Annotated in this window: 18 protein-coding genes and 1 pseudogene; 13 read left to right on the top strand and 6 right to left on the bottom strand. The window is 58.3% G+C overall.

Annotated features, from left to right (window positions below; genetic code table 11):
• Positions 1–24 precede the first annotated feature (24 nt).
• Together bglF and V4835_RS08300 are read left to right on the top strand one after the other, a co-directional pair.
• Positions 25–1,991 (top strand): annotated as a pseudogene (gene bglF / locus V4835_RS08295) (PTS beta-glucoside transporter subunit IIABC).
• A 12-nt stretch (positions 1,992–2,003) separates the two neighbouring features.
• Positions 2,004–3,398 carry a glycoside hydrolase family 1 protein gene (locus V4835_RS08300; protein WP_331411890.1) on the top strand — a complete coding sequence of 465 codons (1,395 nt, stop codon included), beginning with the start codon at positions 2,004–2,006 and terminating at the stop codon, positions 3,396–3,398.
• A 39-nt stretch (positions 3,399–3,437) separates the two neighbouring features.
• On the opposite strand, the gene yohP is transcribed toward V4835_RS08300, so the two are convergent.
• Complete coding sequence (gene yohP, locus V4835_RS24365) at positions 3,438–3,521, bottom strand: small membrane protein YohP (protein ID WP_015572324.1); 84 nt, start codon at positions 3,519–3,521, stop codon at positions 3,438–3,440.
• A 202-nt stretch (positions 3,522–3,723) separates the two neighbouring features.
• On the opposite strand from yohP, the gene mdtQ reads away from it, so the two are divergent.
• Entirely contained in the window at positions 3,724–5,142 is a 1,419-nt protein-coding gene (mdtQ, locus tag V4835_RS08305) for a multidrug resistance outer membrane protein MdtQ (protein WP_331411891.1), read from the top strand.
• A gap of 50 nt (positions 5,143–5,192) precedes the next feature.
• Positions 5,193–5,957: an SDR family oxidoreductase gene (locus V4835_RS08310; protein ID WP_331411892.1), complete on the top strand. Its 765-nt coding sequence runs from the start codon at positions 5,193–5,195 to the stop codon at positions 5,955–5,957.
• Positions 5,958–6,017: 60 nt separating this feature from the next.
• On the opposite strand, the gene V4835_RS08315 is transcribed toward V4835_RS08310, so the two are convergent.
• Positions 6,018–6,590, bottom strand: a complete 573-nt coding sequence (locus tag V4835_RS08315; RefSeq protein ID WP_331411893.1) for a DedA family protein — start codon at positions 6,588–6,590, stop codon at positions 6,018–6,020.
• Positions 6,591–6,747: 157 nt separating this feature from the next.
• Between V4835_RS08315 and V4835_RS08320 the strand changes: the two genes are divergently transcribed.
• The gene (locus V4835_RS08320; protein WP_033146018.1) at positions 6,748–7,335 is read left to right on the top strand and encodes a Yip1 family protein; all 588 of its coding nucleotides are present in this window, start codon (positions 6,748–6,750) and stop codon (positions 7,333–7,335) included.
• A 167-nt stretch (positions 7,336–7,502) separates the two neighbouring features.
• Complete coding sequence (pbpG, locus tag V4835_RS08325) at positions 7,503–8,426, top strand: D-alanyl-D-alanine endopeptidase (protein WP_023312453.1); 924 nt, start codon at positions 7,503–7,505, stop codon at positions 8,424–8,426.
• A 94-nt stretch (positions 8,427–8,520) separates the two neighbouring features.
• On the opposite strand, the gene V4835_RS08330 is transcribed toward pbpG, so the two are convergent.
• Both V4835_RS08330 and dld read right to left on the bottom strand, forming a co-directional pair.
• The gene (locus V4835_RS08330; protein ID WP_331411894.1) at positions 8,521–9,075 is read right to left on the bottom strand and encodes a GNAT family N-acetyltransferase; all 555 of its coding nucleotides are present in this window, start codon (positions 9,073–9,075) and stop codon (positions 8,521–8,523) included.
• Between the two features lie 112 nt (positions 9,076–9,187).
• Complete coding sequence (gene dld, locus V4835_RS08335; protein WP_331411895.1) at positions 9,188–10,936, bottom strand: D-lactate dehydrogenase; 1,749 nt, start codon at positions 10,934–10,936, stop codon at positions 9,188–9,190.
• Positions 10,937–11,125: 189 nt separating this feature from the next.
• On the opposite strand from dld, the gene bglX reads away from it, so the two are divergent.
• The 5 genes from bglX (at position 11,126) to V4835_RS08360 (ending at position 17,322) form a co-directional block, all read left to right on the top strand.
• Positions 11,126–13,423 (top strand): beta-glucosidase BglX, encoded by a 2,298-nt coding sequence (bglX, locus tag V4835_RS08340; RefSeq protein ID WP_331411896.1) that lies wholly within the window; start codon positions 11,126–11,128, stop codon positions 13,421–13,423.
• A 147-nt stretch (positions 13,424–13,570) separates the two neighbouring features.
• On the top strand, positions 13,571–14,488 hold the full coding sequence (gene osmF, locus V4835_RS08345; protein ID WP_331411897.1) for a glycine betaine ABC transporter substrate-binding protein OsmF: 918 nt from the start codon (positions 13,571–13,573) through the stop codon (positions 14,486–14,488).
• A gap of 12 nt (positions 14,489–14,500) precedes the next feature.
• Positions 14,501–15,658, top strand: coding sequence for an ABC transporter permease (locus tag V4835_RS08350; RefSeq protein WP_331411898.1), 1,158 nt, complete (start codon positions 14,501–14,503; stop codon positions 15,656–15,658).
• On the top strand, positions 15,651–16,601 hold the full coding sequence (locus V4835_RS08355) for an ABC transporter ATP-binding protein (protein WP_331411899.1): 951 nt from the start codon (positions 15,651–15,653) through the stop codon (positions 16,599–16,601). The genes V4835_RS08350 and V4835_RS08355 overlap by 8 nt, the downstream gene beginning before the upstream one ends.
• A complete protein-coding gene (locus tag V4835_RS08360; RefSeq protein ID WP_331411900.1) occupies positions 16,585–17,322 on the top strand; it encodes an ABC transporter permease in 738 nt (245 codons plus the stop codon). The genes V4835_RS08355 and V4835_RS08360 overlap by 17 nt, the downstream gene beginning before the upstream one ends.
• Here V4835_RS08360 and V4835_RS08365 read toward each other — a convergent pair.
• Both V4835_RS08365 and mlrA read right to left on the bottom strand, forming a co-directional pair.
• The gene (locus V4835_RS08365) at positions 17,297–17,410 is read right to left on the bottom strand and encodes a protein YohO (protein ID WP_008500895.1); all 114 of its coding nucleotides are present in this window, start codon (positions 17,408–17,410) and stop codon (positions 17,297–17,299) included. The two genes, V4835_RS08360 and V4835_RS08365, sit on opposite strands and share 26 nt — an antisense overlap.
• A gap of 69 nt (positions 17,411–17,479) precedes the next feature.
• The gene (gene mlrA / locus V4835_RS08370; RefSeq protein ID WP_063143802.1) at positions 17,480–18,220 is read right to left on the bottom strand and encodes an HTH-type transcriptional regulator MlrA; all 741 of its coding nucleotides are present in this window, start codon (positions 18,218–18,220) and stop codon (positions 17,480–17,482) included.
• A gap of 217 nt (positions 18,221–18,437) precedes the next feature.
• Between mlrA and V4835_RS08375 the strand changes: the two genes are divergently transcribed.
• Positions 18,438–20,123 carry a sensor histidine kinase gene (locus V4835_RS08375; RefSeq protein ID WP_063143803.1) on the top strand — a complete coding sequence of 562 codons (1,686 nt, stop codon included), beginning with the start codon at positions 18,438–18,440 and terminating at the stop codon, positions 20,121–20,123.
• Entirely contained in the window at positions 20,117–20,836 is a 720-nt protein-coding gene (gene btsR, locus V4835_RS08380; protein ID WP_032658907.1) for a two-component system response regulator BtsR, read from the top strand. Before V4835_RS08375 ends, btsR begins: the two co-directional genes overlap by 7 nt.
• Position 20,837 lies beyond the last annotated feature (1 nt).

Consider the following 20,837-nt stretch of genomic DNA (forward strand, 5'->3'; position numbering starts at 1 on the left):
GCCTCAAAACAGGATTGTTACTGCATCACGCAGGCAAAACCTGAGCGCGGCCTTCGTAAGAAGGTCGTTCTCGGGTTTTTTTATTTTTTGTACTCAGTCAACAGGTGCCTGCGGGCATCGGATGTAAGGAAATCGAGATGGAATACCAGGCTTTAGCGAAGGATATTCTCGGCCACGTTGGCGGAAAAGAGAACATCGTCAGCCTCGTGCACTGCGCGACCCGGCTTCGCTTCAAACTGAAAGAGAACCAGAAAGCGGATGCGGAAGGGCTTAAGAAAAACCCGGGCGTCATCATGGTGGTCGAAAGCGGCGGCCAGTTTCAGGTGGTGATTGGCAACCACGTTCACGACGTCTGGCAGGCGGTGCGCAATGAAGCAGGCCTTTCCGATGACGCGCCCGTGGCGGAAGAGAAGGGCGAAAAGGGTAATCTGCTGGGCCGCCTGATTGATATCGTCTCCGGGATCTTCACCCCGTTTATCGGCATTCTGGCCGCGTCCGGTATTCTGAAAGGGCTGCTGGCGCTGGCGGTTGTCTGCGGCTGGCTGAGCACCGAGAGCGGCACCTATAAAATCTGGTTTGCCGCCAGCGACGCGCTGTTCTTCTTCTTCCCGCTGGTGTTGGGCTACACCGCCGGGAAAAAATTCGGCGGCAACCCGTTTATTACCATGGTGATCGGCGGGGCACTCACTCACCCGATGATGATCGCCGCCTTTAATGCCAGCCAGCAGCCGGGGGCGGTTTCCGAGGCGTTTCTCGGCATCCCGGTGACCTGGTTTAACTACAGCTCGTCGGTGATCCCGATCATTCTCGCCGCGTGGGTCAGCTGCTGGCTGGAAAAACAGAGCACCAGGCTGCTGCCGTCCTCGATGAAAAACTTCTTCGCGCCGCTGATCTGCTTAGGATTAACCGTGCCGCTGACCTTCCTGGTGATTGGCCCGCTGGCAACCTGGCTCAGCCAGCTGCTGGCCAACGGCTACCAGTGGATTTACGTCCTGGCACCGTGGCTGGCGGGCGCGGCGATGGGCGCGCTGTGGCAGGTCTGCGTCATCTTCGGCCTGCACTGGGGGCTGGTGCCGCTGATGATTAATAACCTCGCGGTGCTGGGGCATGACTCCATGCTGCCAATGCTGCTGCCTGCGGTGTTCGGCCAGGTGGGGGCTGCGCTGGGGATCTTCCTGCGTACCCGCGACGCACGTCAGAAAATGCTGGCCGGGTCGTCCGTGACGGCAGGGATCTTCGGCATCACCGAGCCAGCGGTCTATGGCGTTAACCTGCCGCTGCGCAGACCGTTTATTTTCGGCTGCGTGGCGGGGGCAATCGGCGGCGCGATTGTCGGCTTCAGCGACACCCACGTGTACTCCTTTGGCTTTGCCAACGTCTTTACTATCGCCCAGATGATCCCGCCGGGTGGGGTAGACGCCACGCTGTGGGGCGGCATTATCGGCACCGTGGTGGCGCTGGTGCTGAGCTGCGCCCTGACCCTGGTGGCGGGCATGCCGGCACGCTCAGCGCCCGAGGCGGTTGCGCCAGCGGGTGAAAACGATGTGCTGGCGCCGATGACCGGCACCGTTCTGGCGCTCGACCAGGTGCCGGATACCACCTTTGCCAGCGGCCTGCTGGGCAGCGGTGCCGCGATCATTCCCTCCGACAACAGGGTGGTTGCCCCGTTTGCCGGCGTGGTGGCTTCGCTTTTCCAGACCAAACACGCCATCGGCCTGCTCAGCGACAGCGGGATTGAAGTGTTGATCCACGTGGGTATCGACACCGTGAAGCTTGACGGCAAGCCGTTTACCGCCCACGTGACGGTGGGCGACAAGGTGCGGCCGGGCGACCTGCTGCTGGAGTTTGACCGACAGGCGATTATCGACGCCGGATACGACCTGGCGACCCCGATTATTATCAGTAACAGCGATGAGTATCGTGACGTGGTGACCGTGGCGGCAACGTCCGTCAACGCCGGTGCGCCGTTACTCAGCGTAAGCCATCAATAACAGGAGAACGTGATGAAAACTTTCCCGGACGATTTTTTATGGGGCGGCGCGGTTGCCGCGAATCAGGTAGAAGGCGCGTATCTGGAGGATGGCAAAGGGTTGTCCACCTCAGACGTTCAGCCGCAGGGGGTCTTCGGCCCGGTGGTTGAGCGCGTGGCGGGCGACAGCGGCATCAAGGATGTCGCCATCGACTTCTATCACCGCTACCCGGAAGACATCAAGCTGTTCGCAGAGATGGGCTTTAGCTGCCTGCGCGTCTCCATTGCCTGGACCCGCATTTTTCCGAACGGCGACGAGCTGCAGCCGAACGAGGCGGGGCTGGCGTTTTACGACCGGCTGTTTGACGAGCTGGCCGCGCACGACATTACCCCGCTGGTGACGCTGTCGCATTACGAGATGCCGTGGGGGCTGGTGAAACAGTACGGCGGCTGGGGCAGTCGCCAGACCATTGGCTTCTTCGAGCGCTACGCCCGTACCGTGTTTACGCGCTACAAAGAGAAGGTGAAGCTCTGGCTGACCTTCAACGAGATCAATATGTCCCTGCACGCGCCGATGACCGGCGTGGGCCTGCCGGAAACCAGCAGCAAAGGGGAGGTGTACCAGGCGATCCACCACCAGCTGGTGGCCAGCGCGCTGGCGGTGAAGGCCTGCCATGAGATTATCCCGGATGCCAGAATCGGCAACATGCTGCTGGGCGGCCTGATGTATCCGCTGACCTGCAAGCCGGAGGATGTCCTGGAGACGCTGCAGGAAAACCGCGCGTGGCAATTCTTTGGTGACGTACAGTGCCGCGGGTCGTATCCAGGGTATATGCAGCGCTTCTTCCGCGACAGCGGGATCCAGCTTGAGGTCACGGATGCCGACCGCGAGGCGCTGAAATCAACCGTCGATTTTATCTCGTTCAGCTACTACATGACGGGCTGCGTCACCGCGGATGACGCTCTCAACCAGCAGGCGCGCGGCAACATCCTGAGCATGGTGCCAAACCCGCATCTGGCCAGTTCCGAATGGGGCTGGCAGATTGACCCCATCGGTCTGCGCACCCTGTTAAACGTGCTCTGGGATCGCTATCAGAAGCCGTTGTTTATCGTGGAAAATGGCCTCGGGGCGAAGGATAAACCGGAGGCGGACGGCGTGGTGCAGGATGACTATCGCATCAGCTACCTCAACGACCATCTGGTACAGGTGCGTGAAGCGATTGAAGACGGCGTTGAGGTGATGGGGTATACCAGCTGGGGGCCAATTGACCTGGTGAGCGCGTCTAAAGCTGAACTCTCTAAGCGCTACGGCTTTATTTACGTCGATCGCGATGATAGCGGTAACGGCACGCTGGCGCGCAGCCGTAAGAAAAGTTTCTACTGGTATAAAGAGGTTATTGCCACGAAAGGCGCTTCGCTGAAAGCGTGATATCAAGGCCGTTGCCCGGCAATGCGCCGGGCAAATAAATCAGAAAATCATCTTGAATACGCCGGTGACCACTAAGAGCCCTATCAGAAATATAATCAAAATAACCCACAGTAATATTTTCATTCCCTTCTCCTGCTCATGTATGTCCTGAATAAGTGTAGCAGCGTATTTATATTTGGCATGAATGTATTCAACTTAATCATTATCTTTGGGAATAAATTTCCGAGTATTAAAATGTATGACAATTTGCGGATTGCCACGCGTTACTAAAACAACGAACGACATCGAGCGTAACGTGCGCCTTTATTTTTGAGTTTATGGCGTCATGAAACGTTCTCTTATTTTATCTCTGAGTGCTCCCTTCGTTTTTATTCTGGCCGCCTGTGCGCCTGAACATGCCACGGTATCTCCCATTAAAGCGCAAACCACTGCGGCGTCGGTGAATACGGTTCTGAATCATCAGGACTGGCCGAAAAATGAGTGGTGGAAAGCGTATAACGATCCCCAGCTTAACGGGCTGATTGCGAAAGCATTAAGCGATGCGCCGGATATGCAGATTGCCCGCCAGCGTATTACGCTTGCCGAAGCCCAGGCCAAAGCCGTTATGGCGGCCGATGGTCCACAAATTGATTTTTCCGCCGATGCGGAACGGCAGAAAATGTCCGCCGAAGGGCTGATGGGGCCCTTCGCCGTTACCGACCCGGCTGCAGGCACCACCGGGCCGTGGTACACCAACGGCACCTTTGGCCTGACCGCAGGCTGGGATCTCGATCTGTGGGGCAAAAATCGCGCCCGGGTCGAGGCCCGGATTGGCAAAGTGAATGCGCAAAAAGCGGAGCTGGAGCAAACCCGCCAGCTGCTGGCCGGCAGCGTGGCGCGGCTCTACTGGGAGTGGCAAACTCAGGCCGCCGCGGGGGAGGTTCTCGCGCAGATCAAACATGAGCAGGACAACATTATCGGCGCCGACCGCGAGCTGTATCAGCACGGGATCACCTCCTCCGTTGAAGGGGTGGAAACCGATATCGACGCCAACAAAACCGAAGAGCAGCTGGCAGAAGTCAACGGGAAGATGAAAGCCGTCGAGGCGCGTCTGGTCGCGCTGACGAACTCTTCCTCCGTGACGCTTACGCGCCATGTGCTGCCAACGGTAGACGCTTCGTTACCGTCGACGCTCGGTTATGAACTGCTGGCACGCCGTCCGGATCTTCAGGAAGCGCACTGGTACATCGAAGCCTCCATGAGCGAGGTGGAGGCGGCCAGAGCGGCGTTCTATCCTGACGTAAACCTGATGGCGTTCTTACAGCAGGATGCCCTCCATCTGAGCGATCTGTTTCGCTCGTCAGCGCAGCAGATGGGCGTGACCGCCGGATTGACGCTGCCGATTTTTGACAGCGGCAGGCTGAACGCCAGCCTTGATATCGCCCAGGCGCAGAATAATCTCTCGGTGGCAAACTACAACAAAGCGGTGGTCGAAGCCGTCAATCAGGTGGCACGCACGGCCAGTGAAGTCGAAACGCTGACGGCGAAGAACCGCCATCAGCAGCTGGTTGAAAAAGATGCGGCGCGGGTTGTGGCGCTGGCGCAGGCGCGTTTCAGCGCGGGGATCGTTGCGGGCTCCCGGGTCAGTGAAGCCAGAATACCGGCCCTCAGGGAACAGCTCGCCGGAGTGCTGCTGAAAGGCCAGTATGTTGACGCCACGCTGCAGCTGACGTCGGCGCTGGGCGGTGGCTATCACCACGGCTAAAAAAGGTCATTATCTATACTTACCTCTTCGCAGTTTTTCAGGAGGTGAGTATGACCAGAGTAGCGATTGTCACCGCATCGGATTCCGGGATTGGTAAAACCACGGCCCTGATGCTCGCCGGGCGCGGGTTTGATATTGGCGTCACCTGGCACTCGGATGAAAAAGGCGCGCTGGAAACCTGCCGCGAAGTCGAAGCGCAGGGGCAGCGCGCAGAGGCTATCCATCTTGATTTAAGCACGCTGCCGGAAGGCGCAGAGGCCATTGAAACGCTGATTGCGCGTTTTGGTCGGCTGGACGTGCTGGTCAATAATGCGGGTGCGATGACCAAAGCGCCGTTCCTTGATATGCCGTTTGACGACTGGCGGACGATTTTCACCGTCGACGTGGACGGCGCCTTTCTCTGTTCACAAATTGCCGCCCGGCAGATGGTGAAGCAGGGGGAAGGGGGGCGAATTGTGAACATTACCTCGGTGCATGAGCACACGCCGCTGCCGGAGGCCAGCGCCTACACGGCGGCAAAACACGCGCTCGGCGGGTTAACCAAATCCATGGCGATGGAACTGGTTAAGCACAATATTCTGGTGAACGCCGTCGCGCCGGGTGCCATTGCCACACCGATGAACGACATGGACGACAGCGAAGTGAAGGACGGTTCAATGCCGGAAATCCCGCTGGCAAGGCCAGGTCACACCAGAGAGATTGCCAGCCTGGTCGCGTGGCTGTGCGACAGCGACGCCAGCTACACGACGGGGCAATCGTTTATTGTCGACGGGGGTTTTATGCTGGCGAACCCGCAGTTTAAGCCGGAGGGGTAGATACCTTATTCCCTCTCCCTGTGGGAGAGGGTTAGGGTGAGGGCATCAGGCCGCACCCGGCTACTCATCATCCCGCGTCTTTTCCCGATGCTTCAGCCACAGCCTGACCCCAATCACCGCCACAACCACCAGAATCAACCACGCCCAGTGCTTCAGGTGCTGGTCGAGATTATGCAGCCATGGCGCAATCACTTCGCCCCCCACGTAGCCGAGCGTCGTAAAGATCAGCGCCCAGGCAATCGCACCCGCAATATTGAGCGGCAGGAAAATTTTGGGCGGCAGATGGCTGGCGCCAATCAGTATTGGCCCGATGATGCGAAAGCCATACATAAAGCGCGTGCCGATGACGAACAGATAGGGATGACGCTGAATGAGCCGTTGAGCGCGGCGGATTTTCTTCTGGTGCTTTGCGAAACGCTTAAGCAGCGTTGGCCCGAAGCGCAGCCCGAGAAAGTAGAGCAGCTGATCGCCAATCATCCCGCCCAGCGCGACCGCGGCGACGACCAGCGGGAATTTCAGCAATCCCTGATGCGCGGCGACGCCGCCTAACAGCGTGATGGTTTCACCTTCTGCCACGCTGCCGATGACCAGCGCGGCATAGCCATATTGTTCAATGAGTGCGTTAATATCCATTACGTAAATGTTATCTCCCTCTGCGTACCTCGTTTAATCATATACCCCATGAATCAACAGCGGGGAAATCAACGGAAATTTCCCACTGTACAGAAAATAATCTAAAGCCTGCATTATACTTAAGGTATCGCTGACGGGCCGACAACAAGGGGGCGCTATGAACCATGTCTGGGGACTTTTCTCCCATCCCGATCGTGAAATGCATGTCATTAAAAGTGAGAACGAAACGGTCTCGCATCATTACACGCATCATGTGCTGCTGATGGCTGCGGTGCCGGTAATATGCGCTTTTATCGGAACAACACAAATCGGCTGGAACTTCGGTGACGGCACCGTGGTTCAGCTTTCCTGGTTTACCGGGCTCTATCTTGCCATTGTTTTTTATGGCCTGATGCTGGCGGGCGTGGCGATAATGGGGCGTGTCATTCACTGGATGGCGCGCAACTACCCGCAACGTCCATCGCTGGCGCACTGTATGGTCTTTGCCGGATACGTCGCGACCCCGCTGTTCTTAAGCGGTATTGTTGCGCTCTATCCACTGGTCTGGCTGTGCGCGCTGATCGGTACTATTGCCCTCTTTTACACCGGGTATCTGCTGTATCTGGGGGTTCCAACCTTCCTCAATATCAATAAAGAAGAGGGCCTGAGTTTTTCCAGTTCGACACTCGCCATTGGGGTGCTGGTGCTGGAGGCGCTACTGGCGCTGACGGTTATTCTTTGGGGTTATGGATACCGTCTCTTCTGAGTCCACTGCATTGCTGGCGTAAATGCCAGCAATGCAGCATCTGTTCACGATTATCCGCTGGCGACAACGCCCGGTGACCGCTATGATGCCGAAGCCAGCCTGTGTTTATCCGTTGATACAGGCGGTGTACGTCATGACGTGCGTGAATAATTATCAGAAGTCTCACCATGCTGAAATTCCGAGTCTCTTTACTTAGCCTGGCGCTGCTGCTGGGCGCGTCCGCTGCCGTGCCGGCCGTCGCTAAAACGCCCGCGGTGACCGCCGCCGCTGCCCAACCGCAAATTGCGTCCGGCAGCGCGATGATTGTCGATCTCAACACCAATAAGGTGATCTACGCCAGCCACCCGGACCTGGTGCGCCCGATCGCCTCGATTACCAAATTAATGACCGCGATGGTGGTGCTTGATGCCCATCTGCCGCTGGACGAAAAGCTGAAAGTGGATATCAGCCACACGCCGGAGATGAAAGGGATCTACTCTCGCGTGCGTCTGAACAGTGAAATCAGCCGTAAAAATATGCTGCTGCTGGCGCTGATGTCGTCTGAAAACCGTGCGGCGGCGAGCCTGGCGCACCACTATCCGGGCGGCTACGACGCCTTTATCCGCGCGATGAACGCGAAAGCCAAAGCGCTGGGGATGACCAATACGCATTATGTTGAACCGACGGGTCTGTCGATCAACAACGTCTCCACGGCCCGCGATCTGACGAAACTGCTGATTGCCAGCAAACAGTATCCACTGATTGGTCAGCTCAGTACCACCCGTGAAGAGATGGCGACCTTTGCTAACCCGGCCTATACGCTGCCGTTCCGCAACACTAACCATCTGGTATACCGCGATAACTGGAATATTCAGTTAACGAAAACCGGCTTTACCAACGCGGCAGGACACTGTCTGGTGATGCGCACCGTGTTTAACGGTAAGCCGGTGGCGCTGGTGGTGATGGATGCCTTCGGCAAATATACGCACTTTGCGGACGCGAGCCGCCTGCGTACCTGGATTGAGACCGGGAAAGTGCAGCCCGTTCCGGCCGCAGCATTGACGTATAAAAAGCAGAAAGCGGAACAGATGGCGACGGCGCAGAACGACTGAGCCGTTTGTGCGCGCTGATGCCCTCACCCCGACCCTCTCCCACAGGGAGAGGGAGAAAACACTAAAAACGGTAACCCAGGTTACCGTTTTGCTTTTATTCCGGCAGCGTCCAGTCTCCATCGTTGAGCGGGCGCTGCATAATCACCGTATCCCGCCAGTCGCCTTTCTTATACCCCACGCTGCGCAGCTGGCCGACAATCTCGAAGCCGTGCTTTTTATGCAGCCGCAGCGAGCCTGAATTATTGTTGCCATCTCCCACAACGGCAATCATCTGCCGCCACGGGCCTTGTTCGCAGCGTTCAATCAGCGCAGACATTAACGCCGAGCCAAAACCGCGCCCGGTAATGCTGGCATCCACGTAAATCGACTCTTCCAGGGTATAGCGGTAGGCGTGTCGCGGACGGTAAGGCGTGGCGTAACAGTAGCCCACCACGATGCCGCGATACAGCGCGATAAGCCACGGTAAACCGCTCTCAGCCACGCTTTTCATACGCTGACGCATTTCATCAACGGTGGGGGGAACTTCTTCAAATGACGCGCGCCCGTGAAGCACATGCCAGGCATAGATCGCGGCGATGGCATGCACATCATCGGGAAGGGCATCGCGCACTTCCAGTTCGGTCTCGGATAAAACATCAACAGCCGACATGATGTGCCTGCTCCTCGTTATAGAATGCCGGAGAAACGTTACTCCGGCGTCAGAGAGTCACTCTATTACGATTAAGGCGCGCTAAACAATCTCTCAAATTTGGCTGTAGGAATTAATCAGACGCTTGCGTTATGCGCTGCTCCGCATCTGCGCTCTCTTTCCAGTATTTCTTCCGCGTTGTTTTACCAATCCCGGGATTCATGCTGTTTGTGGGGTCATTCTCGCGATAAAACTGCTTAAGTGCGTCAGGGGCATTATAAAGATGCCCGACGTTGTGTTCCGCAGGATATTGTGCGCCGCGTTCATGCAGCAGGGCGAGCATCTGCTCCTTCAGTTCGTGTGCATCGACCCCTTTTTTGACGATGTAATCCTGATGGAAGACATAACACATAAAGTGGCCGTAATAGAGCTTATGCACCAGCTTGCTGTCGATTTCCGGCGGGAGGTGCTCAAACCACTCGGTGTCGTTACGGCGCAGGGCGATATCCAGCGCCAGAATATCTTCCACCTCTTCGGAATGCACCGCCTGGTAACGGATGGCGGCACCCGCAGCAGCGAAGCGGTGCAGGAAGGCTTTGCTGCCTTCTTCCGGCGTGCAGGCAAAGAAATCACCCTCAGCGGTTTTGAAGAACTCGGTAAGCCAGGTCTGCGCTTCGGCAATCCCGTCCCCGGCCATTTTCAGCAGCAGGTGGTGTTCGTATTTGTCGCGCCAGGTTTTCATTCTCTCCGGTAAATGCGCCGGGAAAACGTTGCCCAGCTTCTGCATAAAGCGGTCGGTGAAGTGGGGTTTGAACAGCGACACTTTCTCCAGCATCGCGTCGGTGCGGCCCTTCATGGTGAAGAAGAACGGCATTTTGTCGGTGCCGAGCTTGTCGATCATCAGGAACGTATCTTTGCCGTAACGCTCGGCGATGTCGTAAATGTCCCGGTGCATGTACTCGCCCGCTACCGGCAGATGGCTGAATTCCCCCAGAATATGACGGCGGATCTCCGTCAGAACCTCAGGCTGATTGGTACCGATGTAAAACACCTGCTGCTTTTTCTCTGCCGGGAAGGTATCCAGACGCACGGCAAAAACGGCAAGCTTCCCGGCGCAGCCGGAGGATTCAAACAGGCGGTCCGGGTCGGCGTTATAGCGCGCAGGCGTATCCGCGTCGATATCCCGCACGCGGGTCACGTAGTCGTGATCGTGCGCGTGGCGGCCATCGTGCTGCACGTCTTCGTCCTTCACGCGATCGTCATCAAGCTTGCTGAGGATCTGCTCTGGCGTCACGCCGAGATCAATCCCCAGATGGTTCACCAGCGTCAGCTTGCCGTTTTCGTCAATACGGGCAAACAGCGACATCTCGGTGTAGGCCGGGCCGCGCTGCACCAGCGAGCCGCCGGAGTTATTACAGATCCCGCCGACCACCGAGGCGCCAATACAGGATGAGCCAATCACCGAGTGCGGCTCACGACCCAGCGGCTTAAGCGCTTTTTCCAGGGAGTAGAGCGTCGTGCCGGGGAACGCGAGCACCTGCTCGCCTTTATCGAGCAGGTGAAGCTTGTCGAGGCGCAGGGTGCTGATAATCACGATGTCGCGATCGTAATCGTTGCCGTTCGGCGTAGAGCCTTCAGTCAGGCCGGTATTGGCGGCCTGCATTAAAATAATCTTGTCGGCGGTGACGCAGGCGCTGAGAACGCGCCACAGCTCCAGCAGCGTGCCGGGGAACACCACGGCCAGCGCCTCGCCCTGACCGGAGCGGAAGCCCTTACGGTAGCGGGCGGTTTTGGCCGGGTCGGTAAGCAGGTGAGAGGAGCCAACCAGGCGCGACAGTTCGTTAATAAAAGTCGTGTTATCGTTTGTTCGAACAGAAGACATCTTCCACTCCTTGTGGTGGGGCAAATTTCTCGTTTTAAAGCATAGCGCGATTAACTGTTAAGCGGTCGAGTATTCACGAGAAAAATCAGAGAATAACCCTGCAACGTTCTGAGGGTTTATGGCACACTGCGCTTTTCGCACGGTATGGCCGAGATCGTCCGGCGGTTATTGATGAGAGAGTAAAACGACATGAAATGGCTATGTTCTGTAGGTGTCGCCGTCAGCCTGGCGCTGCAACCTGCGCTGGCAGAGGATTTGTTTGGTAATCACCCGCTCACGCCTGAAGCACGGGACGCGTTTGTCACGGAATTGCTCAAGAAAATGACGGTCGATGAGAAAATCGGCCAGCTGCGTCTTATCAGCGTCGGCCCGGATAACCCGAAAGAGGCCATCCGTGACATGATTAAAGAGAGCCAGGTGGGGGCGATTTTTAACACCGTCACCCGTCAGGATATCCGCAAAATGCAGGATCAGGCGATGGAACTCAGCCGCCTGAAAATTCCGTTATTCTTCGCCTATGACGTGCTGCACGGCCAGCGTACCGTCTTCCCTATCAGCCTCGGCTTAGCCTCCTCCTTTAACCTCGACGCGGTGAAAACCGTCGGGCGCGTGTCGGCCTATGAAGCGGCGGACGACGGCCTGAACATGACCTGGGCGCCAATGGTGGACGTCTCGCGCGATCCGCGCTGGGGCCGTGCGTCGGAAGGCTTTGGCGAAGATACGTATTTAACGGCCACGATGGGGAAAACCATGGTGGAAGCGATGCAGGGCAAAAGCCCGGCAGACCGCTACTCGGTGATGACCAGCGTCAAACACTTCGCAGCCTATGGCGCAGTGGAGGGCGGCAAAGAGTACAACACCGTCGACATGAGCCCGCAGCGCCTGTTCAACGACTACATGCCGCCGTACAAGGCAGGGCTGGATGCGGGCAGCGGCGCGGTGATGGTCGCGCTGAACTCGCTGAACGGCACGCCTGCGACGTCCGATTCCTGGCTGCTGAAAGACGTGCTGCGCGACCAGTGGGGCTTTAAAGGCATCACCGTTTCTGACCACGGCGCGATTAAAGAGCTGATCAAACACGGTACCGCCTCCGATCCGGAAGACGCCGTGCGCGTGGCGCTCAAGTCCGGCATCAACATGAGCATGAGCGACGAGTACTACAGCAAATACCTGCCGGGGCTGGTGAAGAGCGGCAAGGTCACGATGGCGGAGCTGGACGATGCCGCGCGGCACGTGCTGAACGTGAAATACGACATGGGGCTGTTTAACGATCCATACAGCCATCTGGGGCCGAAGGATTCTGACCCGGCAGATACCAATGCAGAAAGCCGTCTGCACCGCAAAGAGGCGCGTGAAGTGGCGCGCGAAAGTCTGGTGCTGCTGAAAAACCGCCTCGACACGCTGCCGCTGAAAAAATCCGGCACCATTGCCGTGGTGGGCCCGCTGGCCGACAGCAAGCGCGACGTGATGGGCAGCTGGTCTGCCGCGGGCGTGGCCGATCAGTCCGTGACCGTGCTGACCGGGATCAAGAGTGCCGTGGGTGATAACGCGAAGGTGGTGTACGCCAAAGGGGCGAACGTCACCAACGATAAAGACATCGTCACCTTCCTCAACCAGTACGAGGAGGCGGTGAAGGTCGATCCGCGCACGCCGAAGGAGATGATCGACGAGGCGGTGAGTACCGCGAAGCAGTCTGACGTGGTTGTCGCGGTCGTGGGCGAAGCGCAGGGGATGGCGCACGAGGCCTCCAGCCGTACCGATATCACCCTTCCGCAGAGCCAGCGCGATCTGATCGCCGCCCTGAAAGCCACCGGCAAGCCGCTGGTGCTGGTACTGATGAACGGGCGTCCGCTGGCGCTGGTGAAAGAGGATCAGCAGGCTGACGCTATTCTGGAAACCTGGTTCGCCGGTACCGAAGGCGGTAACGCCATCGCCGACGTGCTGTTTGGTGATTACAACCCGTCGGGCAAGCTGCCGATGTCCTTCCCGCGCTCCGTCGGGCAGATCCCGGTCTACTACAGCCACCTGAACACCGGTCGCCCGTACAATGCCGACAAGCCGAACAAGTACACGTCTCGTTACTTCGACGAAGCTAACGGCCCGCTGTATCCGTTTGGTTACGGCCTGAGCTACACCACCTTCAAGGTCTCTGACGTGAAAATGTCGGCACCGAGCCTGAAGCGTGACGGCAAAGTTACCGCCAGCGTTGAGGTGACCAACACCGGCAAGCGCGAAGGGGCGACGGTGATTCAGATGTACGTTCAGGATGTCACCGCGTCGATGAGCCGTCCCGTGAAGCAGCTGCGCGGCTTCGAGAAGGTCAACCTGAAGCCTGGCGAAACCCAAACCGTCAGCTTCCCGATTGACGTGGATGCGCTGAAGTTCTGGAACCAGCAGATGAAATACGATGCGGAACCCGGCAAGTTTAACGTCTTTATCGGCGTGGATTCCGCCCGCGTGAATAAAGGCGAGTTCGAGCTGCTGTAACCTTTCCCTCCTTTGCATCCCCCGTTCTGCGGGGGATGCGTCTTACCTTATGCTAAAAAGGCATTTTGACGGTTAATTCGGCCGTTTTAAGCTACGCTTTTCTCTCAAGCCTCTGAAAAAGGCAGCAAAATAAATGAGGATAGTAGAATGACGATGGCAAAGGGGATGTTGGGATCTGCGATGCTGCTGGCGGCGCTGAGTCTGCCGCTACAGGCGGCGGAGCCGGTAAAAGTGGGCTCAAAGATCGATACCGAAGGGGCGTTGCTCGGCAATATTATTTTGCAGGTGCTGGAAAGCCACGGCGTGAAAACCGTCAATAAAGTCCAGCTTGGCACCACGCCCGTCGTGCGCGGCGTGATCACCTCCGGCGAGCTGGATATCTACCCGGAATACACCGGCAACGGCGCGTTCTTCTTCAAACAAGAAAACGATCCTGCATGGAAAAACGCCAGCGCCGGGTATGAAAAAGTCAAAAAACTCGATGCGGAGCAGAACAAGCTGGTCTGGTTGACGCCTGCGCCTGCGAACAATACCTGGACCATCGCGGTGCGCAAGGACGTGGCGGAGAAAGGTAAGCTGACCTCGCTGGCGGATCTCAGCCGCTATCTGAAAGAGAAGGGCGACTTTAAGCTCGCGGCGTCCGCGGAGTTTATCGAGCGTCCTGATGCGCTCCCGGCGTTCGAAAAAGCGTACGACTTCAAGCTCGACCAGGCGCAGCTGCTTTCGCTGGCGGGCGGGGATACCGCGGTGACCATCAAGGCGGCGGCGCAGCAAACCTCTGGCGTTAACGCGGCCATGGCCTACGGTACCGACGGCCCGGTGGCGGCGCTCGGCCTGCAAACCCTGACCGATCCTAAAGGCGTACAGCCGATTTACGCCCCGACTCCGGTTGTGCGTGAGGCGGTGCTGAAAGCCTATCCGGAGATTGCCGACTGGCTTAAGCCGGTCTTCGAAAAGCTGGATGAAAAAACGCTGCAGCAGCTGAATGCCAGCATTGCCGTCGAGGGGCTGGATGCCAAGAAAGTGGCCGCTGACTTCCTGAAACAACAAGGGCTTGTGAAGTAACGGGAAAGGGCTGTGCCAATAAAATGTCATAACCGCGTACTGCTGCTGTTGGCCTGCGTGGCCATCGCGGCAGTCGCGCTGCCGTTTGTGAATGTCGCTCCTAACCGCCTGATGTCAGGGGAGGGGCGCTATCTCTGGGAAGTGTGGGCGTTCACGCCGTGGTGGCTGGCGGCGGCGCTGGGTGCGTGGGTGGCGCTATCGCTCTGGCAAGGGCGTACGGCGCAGTGGCTGACGCTGCTCCTCGCGGAAGGGCTGTTTATCATCCTGTTCTGGGGGGCCGGACAGGCGGCGACGCATATGGCGTCGGCGGAAAGTCCGCTGGCGAGAACCACGGTGGGCAGCGGCCTCTGGCTGTGGCTGGCTCTGTGCCTGCTGGCCAGCAGCGATGCTATTCGTCGACTCATCTCCAGCGCCGTCTGGCGCTGGGTGCTCAACGCGCAGATATGGTGCATTCCACTTTTCCTGCTGTTCAGCGGTGAGCTGAACAATCTCTCGCTGTTAAAAGAGTACGCCAACCGTCAGGAGGTATTTGATGATGCCCTGGCGCAACACCTGACGATCCTCTTCGGCACGCTTTTTCCGGCGCTCCTGCTCGGGATCCCCCTGGGCATGTGGTGCTATCGCCACCCTTCACGACAGGGCGGGGTCTTTGCGGTACTCAACGTTATCCAGACCATTCCTTCCGTTGCGCTGTTTGGCCTGCTGATTGCCCCGCTGGCCGGGCTGGTGAAGTCATTTCCGGTGCTGGGAACGCTCGGCATAGCCGGAACGGGGTTAACGCCCGCGCTCATCGCGCTGGTGCTGTATGCGCTGTTGCCGCTGGTGCGCGGCGTGGTCGCGGGGCTGGGCCAGGTCGCGCCGGATGTGCTTGAAAGTGCCCATGCGATGGGGATGAGCGCACGGCAGTGTTTCTGGAAAATTCAGCTCCCGCTGGCGCTGCCCCTGCTGCTGCGCAGCCTGCGGGTGGTGGCGGTACAAACCGTCGGCATGGCGGTGATTGCGGCGCTGATTGGCGCGGGCGGCTTTGGCGCGCTGGTGTTCCAGGGGCTGCTGAGCAGTGCGCTCGATCTGGTGTTATTGGGCGTGGTTCCCACGATTGCGCTGGCGGTTGTCGTCGACGCGCTGTTTGCCTTATGGCTCGCGCTGCTCAGGAGAAGAGCCAATGATTGAATTTCATGATGTCAGTAAAACCTTTGCAGGTCGCCCGGCGGCGAGCCACCTGAACCTCAACTTTGCCGAGGGCGCGTTTTCCGTGCTGATTGGCACCTCTGGCTCGGGAAAATCCACCACCCTGAAGATGATTAACCGTCTGGTTGAGCATGACAGCGGGTTGATCCGCTTTGCGGGAGAAGAGATCCGCAGCCTGCCGGTGCTGGAGCTGCGCCGTCGGATGGGCTATGCCATTCAGTCTATCGGTCTCTTTCCCCACTGGACGGTGGCGCAGAACATCGCCACCGTGCTGCAGCTGGAGAAATGGTCGCGGGCAAAAATCGCTGACCGGGTGGATGAACTGATGTCTCTGCTGGGCTTAGAGCCCGCGCTGCGCGACCGCTATCCTCATCAGTTATCCGGAGGCCAGCAGCAGCGCGTGGGCGTGGCGCGCGCGCTGGCGGCCAACCCCCAGGTGCTGCTGATGGATGAACCCTTCGGCGCGCTGGACCCGGTCACGCGCGGGGCGCTGCAGGCAGAGATGACCCGCATTCACCGCATTCTCGGACGCACGATCGTTCTCGTGACGCACGATATTGATGAAGCGCTGCGCCTGGCCGACCATCTGGTGCTGATGGATCATGGTGAAGTGGTGCAGCAGGGCTCGCCGCTTGAGCTATTAACATGGCCGAAGAACGACTTTGTGCGCGAGTTTTTTGGCCGCAGCGAGCTGGGCGTGAGGCTGCTCTCCCTGCGGACGGTCAGCGACTATATGCGTCGGGAGGAGCTCCCGGTGAGCGGCGAACCGCTGCAGGCGCAGATGAGCCTGCGGGATGCTCTCTCGGCGTTTGTCGCGCGCCAGTGCGAGGTATTGCCCGTCTCGGACTCCGGCGGGGCGCCGTGCGGAACCTTACATTTTCGCGATCTGCTGGCCGGGGAGGTGACGCGTGAAGGCACTGCGTGATCCGCTCCTCTGGCTGGTAGCGCTCTTTATCGCCTTACTGTTTCTGATGCCTCACAGCGCGGCGCTGTTTAACACCCTTTTTCCCGGGCTGCCGCGGCCGGTCTATCAGCAGGAGAGCTTTATTAATCTCGCCCTGGCGCATCTCTGGCTGGTGGCGCTCTCAAGCGCCATCGCGGTTGTGTTGGGGGTAGGGGCAGGTATCGCGGTCACGCGGCCTGCGGGCAAGGAGTTTCGTCCGCTGGTGGAGACGATAGCGGCCATTGGTCAGACGTTTCCCCCGGTGGCGGTGCTGGCGATAGCGGTTCCGGTGATGGGCTTTGGCCAGCAGCCCGCCATTATTGCGCTGATTTTATACGGCGTATTGCCGGTGCTGCAGGGCACGCTGGCGGGCCTCGCGGCGGTACCGGCGTCGGTGCTGAGCGTGGCTGAAGGGATGGGGATGAGTCGCGGCCAGCGGCTGCGCAAGGTTGAACTGCCGCTTGCGGCACCGGTTATCATTGCCGGGATCCGCACGTCGGTCATTATTAACATCGGGACGGCAACCATTGCGTCAACTGTAGGTGCCAATACGCTGGGAACGCCGATTATTATCGGCCTGAGCGGGTTTAATACGGCTTATATTGTGCAGGGGGCGGTGCTGGTCGCGCTGGCGGCAATCGTCGTCGATCGCCTTTTTGAGCGGCTGGCGCTGTACCTCAGCCGACACCGCCGCGAACAATAAACGAATATCCTGCCAGCATCACGCCGCCGATACCGCTCACGGCCATCAGGACAAAAAGGGTAATAATGGCCAGTTTGGTTGCCTTCATCATGTGCTCCTGTTGTTAATGGAACAATTATACGGTGAAGCGCAACTGTTAATGAACCATTAAATGCCGTTATGGCTCATCCGGGCCAAGGGAATAAACCGGGTAACCATTCTCGCGCCATTCCGTCAGCAGCTGTTGCTGCGTGGCGGAGGGCACTTCACCACACCAGACCAGCAGGGTCTGGCCGTCGAAAAACTCGGGCTTAAGCTGCGCCAGCGAGTGCGCCAGGACATCCACGCGCCAGCCCTTCTGGGTCGCAATCCACGCTTCCAGCCACAGGCGGGTGGTATCGTGCACGTTCCAGCCGACCACCAGCGCATCTTTTCCGGCTTTGTTCTTCGCCGAGGCCAGGCAGACGGCAATGTAGTTGATCAGCACCCCGTCGAGCATGCTGAGCAGCGCCTGCAGGGTGGACTGCTGGCACTGCAGGCGTCGACGGAGCGGAATGAAAAGGTGGTTGATCAGCGTCTGTGCCGGATAATCACGGCCCTGCTCTTTTATCCATGCGCGCAGGCGCTGAAGATTGCCCGCCTGCAGGAGTCGCAGCAGGGTTTCCTGCTGTTCGCGCCAGAGGTGATGCGTGTCCGGATCGTCGTGGCTCAGCAGGGACTTCACCTTGCCGACCTGCACCCCGTTGTCGATCCAGCTTTTAATTTCGCGAATGCGGTCGATATCGGCCTCATTGAAAAGGCGATGCCCACCGTCGGTCCTCTGCGGTTTGAGTAATCCATACCGTCTCTGCCACGCCCGTAGGGTAACGGGATTGATATCACAAAGGAGTGCCACTTCACCTATTGTGTAAAGCGCCATATTCGCCCCCTGGCTTACGCGTCCCCAGCTTAACTGTAGACTCACTTTGGCGAACCAGGAAGGATTGGTTGATTTTTGAACAAACAATGCGAAGCATGTGCGATATTCTGAAAAAGGTGTGATAACGGACACGATTTTGCGCTTTTTTGGGATGCTTCAAAGAAAGTAAACCCGCATCAGTGTATGTTACGCGTTTTTAGCGTGTGCGGTTTTGAGTATGTACGAGTTTAATCTGGTGCTGCTGTTGCTTCAGCAGATGTGCGTGTTTCTTGTCATTGCCTGGCTGATGAGCAAAACGCGCCTGTTTATCCCGCTGATGCAGGTCACCGTACGTCTGCCGCATAAGCTGCTCTGCTACGTCACCTTCTCTATTTTCTGCATCATGGGGACCTATTTTGGTCTTCATATCGAAGACTCTATTGCCAATACGCGCGCGATCGGCGCGGTGATGGGCGGACTGCTGGGGGGGCCCGTCGTCGGTGGCCTTGTCGGTTTAACCGGGGGACTGCATCGCTATTCCATGGGCGGGATGACGGCGCTCAGCTGTATGATCTCCACGATCGTGGAAGGGCTGCTCGGCGGGCTGGTGCACAGCTACATGATCAAACGCGGCCGCCCGGATAAAGTCTTTAGCCCGCTCACCGCCGGTGCCATTACCTTTGTGGCCGAAATGGCGCAGATGGCGATCATTCTGCTCATTGCCCGTCCGTTTGAGGATGCGCTGCACCTGGTCAGCAGCATTGCCGCCCCGATGATGGTAACCAACACCGTGGGCGCGGCGCTGTTTATGCGTATTCTGCTCGACAAGCGCGCCATGTTTGAGAAGTACACCTCGGCGTTTTCCGCCACGGCGCTAAAGGTCGCCGCCTCGACCGAAGGGATCCTGCGGCAGGGATTTAACGAAGAGAACAGCATGAAGGTCGCACAGGTGCTCTACAAGGAGCTGGATATCGGCGCGGTGGCCATAACCGACCGCGAGCGGCTGCTGGCCTTTACCGGCACCGGGGACGATCATCATCTGCCGGGTAAACCGATCTCCTCAGCCTACACGCTGCGCGCCATTGAAACCGGTGAAGTGGTGTATGCCGACGGTAACGAAGTGCCTTACCGCTGTTCGCTGCATCCGCAGTGCAAGCTGGGCTCCACGCTGGTGATTCCGCTGCGCGGGGAAAATCAGCGGGTGATGGGCACCATCAAGCTGTATGAGGCAAAAAACCGTCTGTTCAGCTCGATCAACCGCACGCTGGGGGAGGGGATCGCCCAACTGCTGTCAGCGCAAATTCTTGCCGGGCAGTATGAACGGCAGAAAGCGCTGCTGACGCAGTCCGAAATTAAGCTGCTGCATGCCCAGGTCAACCCGCACTTCCTCTTTAATGCCCTCAACACGCTTAAAGCGGTGATCCGCCGCGACAGCGATCAGGCCGCGCAGCTGGTGCAGTTTCTGTCGACCTTTTTCCGCAAGAACCTGAAACGGCCGTCGGAGATCGTCACCCTCGCCGATGAGATTGAGCACGTGAATGCGTACCTCCAGATTGAGCAGGCGCGTTTCCAGTCGCGCCTGCAGGTGACGCTCTCCGTTCCGGACGAGCTGGCGTATCAGCATCTTCCTGCCTTTACTCTGCAGCCTATTGTCGAAAACGCCATTAAACACGGCACGTCACAGCTTCTGGGGACAGGGGAGATAACCATTGCCGCCAGCCGTTTTAATCACCATCTGGTGCTGGATATTGAAGATAATGCCGGGCTTTATCAGCCTTCCGCCTCCGGCGGTTTAGGGATGAGCCTGGTGGATAAACGCCTGCGCGCGCATTTTGGCGACGACTGCGGTATTACCGTCGCCTGCGAGCCAGACCGATTTACCCGTATTACCGTACGACTGCCGCTGGAGGAAAACGCATGTTAAGAGTGCTGATTGTGGATGACGAGCCGCTGGCACGGGAAAACCTGCGCGTTCTGCTGCAGGAGCAGCCTGATATTGAGATTGTGGGGGAGTGCGCGAACGCGATTGAGGCCATCGGGGCGGTGCACAAACTGCGCCCGGACGTGCTGTTCCTTGATATTCAGATGCCCCGCATCAGCGGGCTGGAGATGGTCGGCATGCTCGACCCGGCGCATCGCCCCTACATCGTGTTTCTGACGGCGTTCGACGAATATGCCGTTAAGGCCTTCGAGGAGCACGCGTTTGACTATTTACTCAAGCCGATTGAAGAGACGCGTCTGGAAAAAACGCTCACCCGTTTACGCCAGGAGCGAACCGTACAGGACGTTACGCTGCTGCCGGAAAACCAGCAGCCGCTGAAGTTTATCCCCTGCACCGGGCACAGCCGGATCTATCTTTTGCAGATGGATGATGTGGCGTTCGTCAGCAGCCGCCTGAGCGGGGTGTTTGTCACCAGCGCGGAAGGGAACGAAGGGTTTACCGAACTGACCCTGCGCACGCTGGAGAGCCGTACGCCGCTTATCCGCTGCCATCGCCAGTATCTGGTGAACATGGCGCACCTGAAGGAGATCCGCCTGGAAGATAACGGCCAGGCCGAGCTGGTGCTGCGTGCCGGGCAAACGGTACCCGTCAGCCGTCGCTATCTGAAGAGTTTGAAAGAGGCGATTGGCCTGTAAA

The organism is Enterobacter cloacae complex sp. CARB60 (assembly GCF_036487345.1).
Classification (GTDB): Bacteria; Pseudomonadota; Gammaproteobacteria; order Enterobacterales; family Enterobacteriaceae; genus Enterobacter; species Enterobacter asburiae_D.